The organism is Helicobacter pylori (genome assembly GCF_017594925.1).
Taxonomy (GTDB): domain Bacteria; phylum Campylobacterota; class Campylobacteria; order Campylobacterales; family Helicobacteraceae; genus Helicobacter; species Helicobacter pylori_DP.
Genome location: NZ_JAALNT010000012.1, coordinates 1 through 11,596, shown reverse-complemented (window position 1 = coordinate 11,596; position 11,596 = coordinate 1). Strand labels below are relative to the sequence as shown.

General features: G+C 39.7%; 12 protein-coding genes. 9 read left to right on the top strand and 3 right to left on the bottom strand.

Features of this window, described 5'->3' with window-relative positions; all coding sequences use genetic code 11:
• Positions 1-11 precede the first annotated feature (11 nt).
• The 3 genes from hopI to fliW all read right to left on the bottom strand — a co-directional run bounded on the left by hopI (position 12) and on the right by fliW (position 3,684).
• On the bottom strand, positions 12-2,096 hold the full coding sequence (hopI, locus tag G6069_RS05350; protein ID WP_197293605.1) for a Hop family outer membrane protein HopI: 2,085 nt from the start codon (positions 2,094-2,096) through the stop codon (positions 12-14).
• A 107-nt stretch (positions 2,097-2,203) separates the two neighbouring features.
• Positions 2,204-3,265 (bottom strand): undecaprenyldiphospho-muramoylpentapeptide beta-N-acetylglucosaminyltransferase, encoded by a 1,062-nt coding sequence (murG, locus tag G6069_RS05345; RefSeq protein ID WP_197293604.1) that lies wholly within the window; start codon positions 3,263-3,265, stop codon positions 2,204-2,206.
• Positions 3,266-3,276: 11 nt separating this feature from the next.
• On the bottom strand, positions 3,277-3,684 hold the full coding sequence (fliW, locus tag G6069_RS05340) for a flagellar assembly protein FliW (RefSeq protein WP_001105858.1): 408 nt from the start codon (positions 3,682-3,684) through the stop codon (positions 3,277-3,279).
• A gap of 137 nt (positions 3,685-3,821) precedes the next feature.
• Between fliW and valS the strand changes: the two genes are divergently transcribed.
• From valS to G6069_RS08115, 9 genes are all read left to right on the top strand, one after another.
• Positions 3,822-6,440 (top strand): valine--tRNA ligase, encoded by a 2,619-nt coding sequence (gene valS, locus G6069_RS05335; protein ID WP_197293603.1) that lies wholly within the window; start codon positions 3,822-3,824, stop codon positions 6,438-6,440.
• Between the two features lie 14 nt (positions 6,441-6,454).
• The gene (gene ffh, locus G6069_RS05330) at positions 6,455-7,801 is read left to right on the top strand and encodes a signal recognition particle protein (protein WP_197293602.1); all 1,347 of its coding nucleotides are present in this window, start codon (positions 6,455-6,457) and stop codon (positions 7,799-7,801) included.
• 73 nt (positions 7,802-7,874) lie between these two features.
• Positions 7,875-8,105 (top strand): 30S ribosomal protein S16, encoded by a 231-nt coding sequence (rpsP, locus tag G6069_RS05325; RefSeq protein ID WP_000216132.1) that lies wholly within the window; start codon positions 7,875-7,877, stop codon positions 8,103-8,105.
• A gap of 16 nt (positions 8,106-8,121) precedes the next feature.
• On the top strand, positions 8,122-8,478 hold the full coding sequence (locus G6069_RS05320; RefSeq protein ID WP_197293601.1) for a KH domain-containing protein: 357 nt from the start codon (positions 8,122-8,124) through the stop codon (positions 8,476-8,478).
• Positions 8,479-8,487: 9 nt separating this feature from the next.
• Complete coding sequence (rimM, locus tag G6069_RS05315) at positions 8,488-9,033, top strand: ribosome maturation factor RimM (protein ID WP_197293600.1); 546 nt, start codon at positions 8,488-8,490, stop codon at positions 9,031-9,033.
• Positions 9,034-9,723, top strand: coding sequence for a tRNA (guanosine(37)-N1)-methyltransferase TrmD (trmD, locus tag G6069_RS05310; RefSeq protein ID WP_197293599.1), 690 nt, complete (start codon positions 9,034-9,036; stop codon positions 9,721-9,723). It abuts the gene before it with no gap.
• A gap of 21 nt (positions 9,724-9,744) precedes the next feature.
• The gene (gene rplS, locus G6069_RS05305) at positions 9,745-10,101 is read left to right on the top strand and encodes a 50S ribosomal protein L19 (protein ID WP_000797732.1); all 357 of its coding nucleotides are present in this window, start codon (positions 9,745-9,747) and stop codon (positions 10,099-10,101) included.
• A gap of 383 nt (positions 10,102-10,484) precedes the next feature.
• Positions 10,485-11,276: an NYN domain-containing protein gene (locus G6069_RS05300; RefSeq protein ID WP_197293598.1), complete on the top strand. Its 792-nt coding sequence runs from the start codon at positions 10,485-10,487 to the stop codon at positions 11,274-11,276.
• Positions 11,277-11,349: 73 nt separating this feature from the next.
• Positions 11,350-11,535 (top strand): hypothetical protein, encoded by a 186-nt coding sequence (locus tag G6069_RS08115; protein WP_000622757.1) that lies wholly within the window; start codon positions 11,350-11,352, stop codon positions 11,533-11,535.
• The last annotated feature ends 61 nt before the right edge of the window (positions 11,536-11,596 follow it).

Below are 11,596 nucleotides of genomic sequence, written 5' to 3'. Positions count from 1 at the left end.
ATTTTGTTTAATCAAAAGCCTATGTTGTAGCCCACATAAAAACTAAAGGCTCTTCTATACTTCGCTGTAACGCCTTCTGATTGGTAATAGGTGTGATAAAGCACCGGTATTTTAAGGCCAAATTCTACCCCTTGAGAAAAACGGGATCTTTTTTGATGAGCGATTTTGGAAAAATTAGTCCTTATGCCTAAATCAAAAAGGAATTGGAAAGAAGTGTCCTTAGGCTTAAGATGGTTGCCATCCACTTGATCTAAAAAATTCGTTTTCCAGGTTTGCCCTGCAAGTTGGATACCGGCAAAAAAACCGATATCTATCGCTTCAGTCCCCCTTTTTCGGGTAAAAACATTATAAAGAAAGTCTGTGCCTGCCCCATAGCTAGAGAGCGTGGCTTTCACTAAAGAAGGTCCTGTGCCAAATTGAGCGTAACCAAAATCATAAAAACCATAATACCTAAGCCCAAACATGCGCTTTTTGCCAAAGAATTGCTTATAGCCCATTTTCACGCCAAAGCCGTTCATGTTATTAGAATTAGAGTTATGCTCCAAAAAATTCCTAGCAAAGCCCATTTGATAGACTTGATTCACTTTAGTTTGCATTTCATCAATCACCCCACCAACCACTGCTTTAGAGCGATAAAGCCCATAAGCCATTAAAGTTTTTGCCGTGGGGGAATAGGGGTTGGCTAAGATCCTGTCTATTTGCGCAGGGGTGGGGGCGTTTGTGGCTTGCTCTAGTTGGTTCATGATCACTTTTTGTTCTTGTTGGGCTTGTTGTGGGGTTAATTGTGGGGTTTGACTATTAGATCCATTCAATTGCCCCCCATAATTAGGCAAGAAATTCAAACCTTTGTTATTTAAATCCAAATAGGGGGCGACCCAATTGGTGATAAAATCCCCATACGATACGGTGTTATTGAGCAGGCTTTCCCCATAATTGATCGTATCTTGCATCTGGTTATAGCTTGAAGTACCTGTCAGTTTAGCGGCTTTATTGGCGAAATTTTGCATGCCTGAAAAAATCATAGAAGCGGTAATGCCATTAGCGATGATGCTATCGGCTAAATAATAGACTGCCGAGCTAGGGTGGTAGGTGTATTGGCCATTGCCTGATCCAATTGTCGCTCCAGCGGGTAATGCTTTTAAGGGCGCTTGCGTGGTGTTGCCGTTTTTAGTGTAATAACCCGGGCCGCTAAAACTTTGGTAGCCTTGTTGGGAATTACTGCCATTAGGGGCTTTGTTGTAAGTGAAGCCAAATTGCTTTTCATTGGCTAAGCCCCCTAAAATCCCTGCTTGCATTAAAGCTTGGAAGATGTTTTGGGCGTTTTGAGCGATAGATTTAGCTTCATTAGTGGCGGTGCATTGGTTTTGAGTGCTGCAAATGGTTTGATTACTATTGCTTGTGGCTAACCCGTCTTGTAAAAGGTGTTGCAAGACTTCAGGGCTAAAATTCACGGAATTACCGCTATTAAAAGATTTATTCGTTAAGGTTTGGTTATACCAAAGCGTGGTTAAAGCGTTGGTAATATCATCGTTTAAAGCGTTCATGGTATTGGCTAGACCCTCAGGCAATGCAATAACAGTGCTTTGATTGCCGAATTTGACATTAAAGACTTTGGCGTTAGGAAGATTTTCAGGGTTACGGATTAGAGTCTCGCCGATGAGTTGGGTGAGCTTGTTTAAATTATTGACTAAAGATTGCATATCAAAGGTGGCATTGACATTGCCTCTTGGGGGGTTGTTGCCTGTATCGCCATTTTGGGCGTTTTGTTGATAGCCCCCCGCATAGAGCAAACATCTTTTAGAAGGATCAGGGCAGAGCATTTGCATTAAAACCCTCGTTTGTTGGCCCATCGCTTCTAAATAATAGGCTAAAGGCACTGCTGCAGATTCTAAAGCGATAGCGTTTTGGCGGATGTAGGTGGATGCGTCTTGACTGGCGTTAAGCCCTGAGTTATCCACCCTTTGAATGGCCAAAGAAGTTTGATAACTCACCCCCATAAAAAACCCATCATCTTCTGCCGCTAAGGGATTGAGAAAAAATAAGGGGAGTAGGCTAGAATAGATAAGCCATTTTTTATTAAAAACAAAGTTTTGCAAGGGGTTATCCTTTTCTTTTTAAAAGATTTGAGCTATCCTAAATTTTATCTTATTTATCGCTTAAGTTTAATGGTTAGTCGCTTAATTGTTGATTAAAATGGGCTATTTTAGGCGTTCAAAATCGTTTCAATGATGGTTTTTGCGCCGTCTTTAGCGATTTTTTGCTGCAATTTAGCGCTGATAATGGTTAGGTTTTTATTGCCTTGATCGTCTTTTTGGTTGAGCTTTCTAATCACTTCAAAGAGCTTTTTGGGTAACAATTCATTTTGTGGCGCAACATAGCACAGGTTTTCTTTTTCAAATTCTAAGACATTGTAATACTGGTGGTTATTGCTCGCAAAAGGGTAGGGGATAAAAATCGTGGGTAAGCCATTGGCGCACAATTCCCACACGCTGCTAGCACCCGCTCGGCTCACGCACAAATCCGCTTGGCGCATGACTTCTATAATATTGGTGTGGAAAGCAAACAATTCTACCTTATCCAACAGCCCTAATTCCTGGTAAAAAAAACGCATTCTTTCATGAGCGTCTGAGCCGCAAATATGCGTGATTTTAATCCCTTGTTTGGTGAGTTTAGGAGCGTTTAATAACGCAAACTCATTGATCGCTTTTGCCCCTTGAGAACCGCCTAAAAATAAAATGTGCTTGATTTCAGTTCGAGTCCTAGCGGAATCAAAAAAAACATTTTGCACGGGATAGGAGGTTAAAACATGATTTCCCTTATCTTTAAACGCATAGCTTGAAAACACCGCCTTAGCTTTAGGGGAAAGATAGCGGTTAAGAGAGCCTTTGATCGCATTTTGCTCATGGATATAAAGGGGTATGTGATTGAGCAAGCTTGCAAAACTCGCCGGCCCTGCGCTAAACCCTCCCACGCTAATGGTGTGCGTGATCTGGTGTTTTTTTAAAATTTCTTTAGCCTTAAAAGCGGCTTTAGCTTGCAAGAATAAAGAGCCTATTTTTTTAAAAAAGCTTTTATTGACCACGCCTTGCGTGTTGAAAAAATAGCGTTCGCTAAACAGGGGGCTGTTTTCAAACCATTCTCTATCTTGCCCATAAGTGGAGCCTAAATAAATAGCCTCTATGCCTTGCTTTTCTAATTCTATGGCTAAGGCTTTAGCGATAGAGAGATGCCCCCCTGTGCCTCCCCCTGTAAGAGCGAATTTCATGCTAAAAACCTTTAAGCTCGTTCTCTTTCTTGAATCACAAAGCTTTTTAAAGGGTCTCTAAAGCCAAAATCCGGGTAATCCATCATAGAAAGCGCCACTTGAGCGCCAAAGCCATTTTTGGAATTAAACACTAAAGGGGCTAAGAAATTAACCATAGAATCTTCTAAATTTTTTTGCAACACGACCACGCAATACACCTCCACTTTGGAATGAGAATCTAATTCTAGCAGTAATTCTATGTATTTGGGTATCACAAAGCTGTATTCCCTCAAACAATAAGGATTCACTAAGACCATATCCAACGCCATGGGCGAGTTCGTTTGACTAACCAATCGGCTGAATAAGGAATCAATTTTTTCCAAACGCACTTCATTGATATGCTCAAATCCTAAAATAGGGGCTTTTAAAAAGTAATTCACTAGACTATCCTTTTTAATTTAAATGCTTTGTTGTATAATTTTAAAAAAATACGCAACAATTAAAAGCGTAAAAGCAAAAGGCGTTCCAAAAACCAACCATTTTTGAAAGAACGCTCTATTTTAGGATAATAATAACAATGAAACAAGAACCCACCACCTACCAACCCCAAGAGATAGAAAAAAAGATTTATGAAATTTGCTCTCATAGGGGGTATTTTGAAATTGATGGCAATGAAAAAATCCAAGAAAAAAACAAACGATTTTGCTTGATGATGCCCCCTCCTAATGTGACCGGCATCTTACACATAGGGCATGCTTTGACTTTAAGCTTGCAAGATATTTTAGCGCGTTATAAACGCATGGACGGGTATAAGACTTTGTATCAGCCTGGGCTAGATCACGCCGGCATTGCGACGCAAAATGTCGTAGAAAAGCAGCTTTTAAATCAAGGGATTAAAAAAGAAGATTTAGGGCGTGAAGAGTTCATTCAAAAAGTGTGGGAGTGGAAAGAAAAGAGCGGGGGAGCGATTTTAGAGCAAATGAAGCATTTAGGCGTGAGCGCGGCCTTTTCTAGGACTCGTTTCACGATGGATAAGGGCTTGCAAAGAGCGGTTAAATTAGCGTTTTTGAAATGGTATGAACAGGGTCTCATCGTTCAAGATAACTACATGGTGAATTGGTGCACTAAAGATGGGGCGTTGAGCGATATTGAAGTGGAGTATGAAGAGCGTAAGGGGGCATTGTATTATATTAGATATTATTTAGAAAATCAAAAAGATTATTTAGTGGTGGCTACCACGCGCCCTGAAACTTTGTTTGGCGATAGCGCGCTTATGGTCAATCCTAACGATGAGAGGTACAGGCATTTAGTGGGGCAACAAGTAATCTTGCCTTTAATCAATCGCACAATCCCTATTATCGCTGATGCGCATGTGGAAATGGAGTTTGGCACAGGGTGTGTGAAAGTTACCCCTGGGCATGATTTTAACGATTACGAAGTGGGCAAACGCCACCATTTAGAAACGATTAAAATCTTTGATGAAAAAGGGATTTTAAACGCGCATTGTGGGGAGTTTGAAAATTTAGAGCGATTAGAAGCCAGAGATAAGGTCGTAGAAAGATTAAAAGAAAACGCCTTATTGGAAAAAATAGAAGAACACACGCATCAAGTGGGGCATTGCTATCGTTGCCATAATGTGGTAGAGCCTTATGTGTCTAAGCAATGGTTTGTCAAGCCTGAAATCGCTCAAAGTTCTATTGAAAAAATCCAACAAGGTTTGGCACGATTCTACCCTTCTAATTGGATCAATAATTATAACGCTTGGATGAGGGAATTACGCCCTTGGTGTATCAGCAGGCAATTGTTTTGGGGGCATCAAATACCGGTATTCACTTGCGAGAATAACCACCAGTTCGTAAGCCTTGATACCCCTTTAAATTGCCCTACTTGCAAGAGTGAAAAATTAGAGCAAGATAAAGATGTGTTAGACACATGGTTTAGTTCAGGGCTATGGGCGTTTTCCACTCTAGGGTGGGGGCAAGAAAAAAGCGGTTTGTTTAATGAAAACGATTTGAAAGATTTCTACCCTAACACCACGCTCATTACCGGGTTTGACATCCTCTTTTTTTGGGTGGCTAGGATGCTCTTTTGCAGCGAGTCGCTTTTAGGCGAATTGCCCTTTAAAGACATTTACTTGCACGCCTTGGTTAGGGATGAAAAGGGCGAAAAAATGAGCAAATCTAAAGGTAATGTGATAGATCCTTTAGAGATGATAGAAAAATACGGCGCGGATAGCCTGCGCTTCACTTTAGCCAATTTGTGCGCTACGGGCAGGGACATTAAGCTTTCTACTACGCATTTAGAAAATAACAAGAATTTCGCCAACAAGATTTTCAATGCGGCGAGTTACTTGAAACTCAAACAAGAATCTTTCAAAGATAAAGAGCGTTTGGATGAATACCAAACGGCTTTGGGGCGTTATGCGAAATCGCGCTTAAATCTTGTTACTAAAGAGGTTCGTAACGCTTTAGACAATTATCGTTTTAATGACGCCACGACTTTGTTATACCGCTTTTTGTGGGGGGAATTTTGCGATTGGTTTATTGAATTTTCTAAAGTGGAAAATGAAGCGATAGACGAGTTAGGGAGCGTGTTAAAAGAGGCTTTAAAACTCTTGCACCCTTTCATGCCCTTTATCAGCGAATTTTTATACCACAAGCTCAGTAACACTCAACTAGAAAACGCTCATTCTATTATGGTCATGCCTTACCCTAAAGAAATCGCACAAGATGAAAAACTAGAGCATGAATTTGAAGTGATCAAAGATTGCATCGTGTCTTTAAGGCGTTTGAAAATCATGCTAGAAACCCCACCGATTGTTTTAAAAGAAGCGAGCGTGGGATTGAGGGAAAAAATAGAAAACACAGAGCGTTTGCAAAATTACGCCCAAAAATTAGCGAAATTAGAAAAAGTCAGCGTGATAACTCTCAAGCCTTTAAAAAGCGTGAGCGATGTGGGGGAATTTTGCCAAACTCATGCGGATTTAGAAAATCTTGATTTAAGCCCGCTTGTTGCTCGTTTAAAAAAGCAGCTAGAAAAACTAGAAAAAGAAAAACTAAAACTCAATTTGCACAATGAAAATTTTGTCAAAAACGCACCTAAAAGCGTGCTAGAAAAAGCCAAAGAGGGTTTAAAAACGCTTTTAGAAAAAGAAAGTAAAATTAAACAAGAATTGGATTTGTTAGAACAACCATAATAAAAGGATAGAAAATGTTTCAAGCATTAAGCGATGGGTTTAAAAACGCGCTCAATAAAATCCGCTTTCAAGATGATGAAAAAGCACTAGACAGGGCGTTAGATGAATTGAAAAAAACGCTTTTAAAAAACGATGTGCATCATAAAGTGGCTAGAGAATTGCTCAAAAAAGTGGAAAGTCAAACTAAAGCGAGTGGCATCGGTAAGCAGCAATTTTTAGACGCTTTAGAAAAGAGTTTGTTAGAAATTTTAAGCGCTAAAGGGAGCAGTGGTTTTACTTTCGCTCAAACGCCTCCCACCGTGGTTTTAATGGCGGGTTTGCAAGGGAGCGGTAAGACAACCACCACCGCTAAACTCGCTCATTATTTAAAAACCAAAAATAAAAAAGTGCTTTTATGTGCATGCGATTTGCAACGCCTAGCGGCAGTGGATCAATTAAAGGTTTTGGGCGAACAGGTGGGCGTGGAAGTTTTTTATGAAGAAAATAAAAGCGTGAAAGAAATCGCTAACAACGCTTTAAAAAGGGCTAAAGAAGCGCAATTTGATGTTTTGCTCGTGGATAGCGCGGGGCGTTTAGCCATTGATAAAGAGCTTATGCAAGAATTAAAAGAAGTCAAAGAAGTCTTAAACCCCCATGAGGTGCTGTATGTTGCAGACGCCTTGAGTGGGCAAGATGGGGTCAAAAGCGCGAACACCTTTAATGAAGAAATAGGCGTGAGTGGGGTGGTGTTAAGCAAATTTGACAGCGATTCTAAAGGGGGTATCGCTTTAGGCATCACTTACCAATTAGGCTTACCCTTGCGTTTTATTGGGAGCGGGGAAAAAATCCCTGATTTAGACGTGTTTGTGCCTGAAAGGATTGTGGGGCGTTTGATGGGGGCTGGAGATATTATCTCGCTCGCTGAAAAAACCGCCAGCGTTTTAAACCCTAATGAAGCCAAAGATTTAAGCAAAAAGCTCAAAAAAGGGCAATTCACTTTCAACGATTTTTTAAACCAAATTGAAAAGGTGAAAAAATTAGGCTCTATGAGTTCTCTGATCTCTATGATTCCAGGTTTAGGGAATATGGCAAGTGCACTAAAAGACACGGATTTAGAAAGTTCTTTAGAAGTGAAAAAAATCAAGGCCATGGTCAATTCCATGACCAAAAAAGAGCGAGAAAACCCCGAGATTTTAAACGGCAGCCGAAGAAAAAGGATCGCTTTAGGGAGCGGCTTAGAAGTGTCTGAAATCAATCGCATCATCAAACGCTTTGATCAAGCGAGCAAAATGGCGAAACGCTTAACCAATAAAAAGGGTATTAGCGATTTGATGAATCTCATGAGTCAGGCTAAAAATCAAACGCCCCCTAAAATGCGCTAACTTTTAAGCATGTTTTAGGCGCTTTTGTTGTATAATCTCAAATTTAATACGAATATTTTAGGAGATTTTTGTAATGACAGTCATTAGACTCACTCGCATCGGGAGAAAGAAAAAGCCTTTTTATAGGGTGGTGGTAACCGATTCTAGGAAAAGAAGAGATGGAGGCTGGATTGAATCCATTGGGTATTACAACCCTTTAAGCGAGCCTAAAGATGTTAAGATTGATAAGGAGCGCTTGAATTATTGGAAAGGCGTGGGGGCTAAAATGAGCGAGAGGGTGGAAAAACTTTCTCAAAAAGCCTAAGGTTTTGTGAGACTAAATGCGCGAATTAGATCCTTTAAACACGCCTTTTTCTCAAGCTGAATGTAAGGACTATTCGTATTGCGTGGCAACTTTTTTAGAAAAATATTTAAAAAAGGTTGTTTCTTTTCCGCAAGCTTTGAGCGTGGAGTACACGCTTTTAGAAGATAAAGTCAAACAAATCACTATTTATACCCACCCATCAGACATGGGGCATGTGATTGGCAAAGAGGGTAAAATGGTGAGCGCGATTAAGGCGTTCGTTTCAGGTGTGAAAGCCAAAGATGGGTTTTCTTATAAAATCGTTGTTTTTGCGAGTAATGATAAAAATGGCGATAAAAATCCCCCCCATGTTTTAGGCGATCAAACGCCTTGAATTTTTTTCATGCTTTTAGTGGGTAGGATTGGTAAAAGCGTGGGGCTTAATGGGGGGTTAAAGCTTCATTTAGAGAGCGATTTCCCGGAGTGTTTAAAAAAGGGCGTTAAGGTGAGCGTCGCTCCAACCAACGCTTTCTCTTGCGCTTCTTCTTTTAAAGACTATGTGATCCATTCTTATGAGCATGCTAAAAACCTGTTATTTTTAGAAACTATCCGCACGCCCGAAAAGGCTAAAGAGCTGACTAATTTAGGGCTTTTTATGAGCGAAGAAGAGAGCAAGAAGCTCTGCGTTTTAAAAGAGGGCGAGTTTTTTTATTGCGATTTAATAGGGCTTAGCGTGGTGGAAGGAAACGAGATTCTAGGAAAAGTCATAGAAATCCAAAGGATTTCTCAAACAGATTATTTCATGGTTGAAACCACGCTGAATTTGGTTGGAAAAGGTTTGGCTAAGATTTTTTTAATCCCTTATAGGGATTTTTATATCCAAGAAATCCTTTTGCAAGACAAAAAAATAACCACCCATAACGCTAAAACGCTTTTAGAGAATAGTTGAGTGAAATTCAGCGTTTTAACCCTTTTCCCGCAACTCATCTTGCCTTATTTTGAAGATTCTATTTTAAAAAGAGCGTTAGAAAAAAACCTTTTTGAATTGGAAGTGTTAAACCTTAGAGATTTTAGCGCTAATAAATATCAAAAAGCGGATCACATGCTCATTGGTGGGGGTGCGGGGCAAATTTTAGACCCTGAGATGATAGAAAACGCACTCCATTCTGTTAAAAACCCTAAACACACAATTTTTTTAAGCGCGGTGGGCAAGCCTTTCAAGCAAATAGATGCGATGCGTTTGGCTCAAAAAAAGCATGTCGTTTTGGTGTGCGGGCGTTATGAGGGCTTTGATGAACGCTCTATTGAATTGAGCGCTGATGAGGTTTTTTGTATAGGCGATTTTATTTTAACAGGGGGCGAGCTTGGGGCGTTGTGCTTGATAGATAGTATCGCTCGCCACATTCAAGGGGTTTTGGGTAACGCCCAATCTTTAGAAAATGAGAGCTTTGAAAACCATTATTTGGAAGCCCCTAATTTCGCTAACGCTGTTTTTAAATCCAAAGAAATCAATAAAATCCCTGCTCCTTTAGAATATTCTAAAGGAAATCATGCTAGAATCAAGCAACTAAAACTTGATTTGTCAAAATTAAGGACAAAATTTTACCGCCTTGATTTATTCAAACAGCACAAATCATGAAATTGACATTAAGGAAAACACATGAAAAACCGCTACGTTCAGCAGTTTGAAGACGCTCAATTAAAAGACAAGAGCATGCCAACATTTAAAGCCGGCGATACTTTGAGATTGGGTATTACCATTAAAGAAGGCGAAAAAACACGAACTCAGTATTTTGAAGGCGTGTGCATTGCGATTAGAGGCAATGGCGTGGATAAGACTTTTTGCGTGCGTAAAATAGGGGCTAACAATATCGGCGTGGAGAAAATTTTCCCTTTTTATAGCGAAAGTTTGGCGAGCGTTGAGGTGTTGCGTGTGGGTAGGGTGCGCCGTGCGAAGCTCTACTACTTGCGCGATAGGAGAGGTAAGGCAGCAAGGATTAAAGAGGTCCGCCATTAATTTCTGTTAAGATTCTTTTTTAAAAAGACTGATTAGGAAGACGTTTCTGGTTTTTAAGGGTTAGAATGAGTTCTTAACCCTTTCTTTTAAGAATAGTTTTTCTTTTAGCTTTTATTACCAACTTTTTAAAACTTTTTTTAGCGTTAGCGTTCGTTTTTTTTCAAGGCAAAATTTCAATAACTTTTTTCTCTACCTGCTATCTGTTAAACTGAATTTTTGGCTTTAATGGAGCGTTGGTTGTCAAATTTAAAAAAAGGCTTTGAGTGTCTGTTTGATGAGAACAGAACCTTAACAGAACTTTTATTTTTTTAAGAAACAAGGCATGTTTAAATCCCCATGCTATACTCAACCCTTATGGCAAAATTCATATTTTGGGAGAAAGCATGGAAAAAACTGAAACCACGATTTTTGTGGATTGGGAAAATCTTCTCGCTGATTTGAAAGCAATCCAAGAAACGGATGAGCGTTTAAAAGAGCCTAATTTTAATTTCAACAATCCCGATCAACTCTTAGCACTAATCCGTTCGTTTTTGGAGCCTGAAGAGGAATTGAAGCGGATCTATTTTTATGTATCTGAGCCTTTCACAGAAGTTGAACCTAGAATCAAGGGCAATAAAAACGAAGAACTTGAGGAGTATAAAGAGAAGAATCCTAAAGATTATGAGGAAAGAGTGAATAAATCAGGGATTATCCAATTTTTCAACCATGCGATCGCCCAACAAAATCAAGTGAAATTACGAGTCGGGCGGATAAAGTTCAAATTCGTATATAAGTTCGAAGACAAAGAAGTCTATAATGGTCTAGAAGCCAAGATTTTCATACCTTACTTAAAGTTGCGTCAAAAACAAGTTGATGCGCTGTTGGTGCACGATATTACCAAGCTGTATTGCACCAAACAAGGAGGGTGTATTTTGCTGTTCAGCAGGGATACCGATTTTGTGCCTGTGTTAGAAGCCGCTTGGGAGAAAGGCTTTGAAGTCTTCATCGCCAACATTCAAGAAAGCCCCAATTCTGTCCCTTCAGACTTGAAGAAGTCTTGCAATGTGAGAGAACGCAGTGTCGCTGACATTGTAGATAACTTGCCAAAAAATCAGTACACCTCCAAGAAAAAGAACTTTTCCCCCAACGAGCCTTTTAACAACCCATTTAAAGACCAACTCTTTAAGAAGAACTAACACGATCCCCCCACCAAGGGGACAAAAAAGCACCCAATTTAAAAGGGTTAGCTTAAGCGGATTTTTCTAATCCATGATTTCATTTTTTGCTCTCTATTATGGAGTGATTTTTGAGAACAGAGATAAATTAGCGCTTATAATAGTGGTTTTATGGGGAATGTGTGCGTGTTTTTGGCGGTATTTAGATTTCTCAAAACCCAATCGTTTTAAAATTTTAACTTACTCTGTCAAAAATTTTTATATTTTAAGCAAACCTTAAGCTTTCTATGACTATACTTTCATTTCCTTGTTTCAGCAAGGGCTTTTTAAAAAGCCGCTAA

Coding starts and splice junctions, on each gene's coding strand:
- murG (WP_197293604.1), bottom strand. CDS start 3,265: ATGAAATTCGCTCTTACAGGGGGAGGCACAGGGGGGCATCTCTCTATC.
- valS (WP_197293603.1), top strand. CDS start 3,822: ATGAAACAAGAACCCACCACCTACCAACCCCAAGAGATAGAAAAAAAG.
- ffh (WP_197293602.1), top strand. CDS start 6,455: ATGTTTCAAGCATTAAGCGATGGGTTTAAAAACGCGCTCAATAAAATC.
- rpsP (WP_000216132.1), top strand. CDS start 7,875: ATGACAGTCATTAGACTCACTCGCATCGGGAGAAAGAAAAAGCCTTTT.
- G6069_RS05320 (WP_197293601.1), top strand. CDS start 8,122: ATGCGCGAATTAGATCCTTTAAACACGCCTTTTTCTCAAGCTGAATGT.
- rimM (WP_197293600.1), top strand. CDS start 8,488: ATGCTTTTAGTGGGTAGGATTGGTAAAAGCGTGGGGCTTAATGGGGGG.
- rplS (WP_000797732.1), top strand. CDS start 9,745: ATGAAAAACCGCTACGTTCAGCAGTTTGAAGACGCTCAATTAAAAGAC.
- G6069_RS05300 (WP_197293598.1), top strand. CDS start 10,485: ATGGAAAAAACTGAAACCACGATTTTTGTGGATTGGGAAAATCTTCTC.
- G6069_RS08115 (WP_000622757.1), top strand. CDS start 11,350: ATGATTTCATTTTTTGCTCTCTATTATGGAGTGATTTTTGAGAACAGA.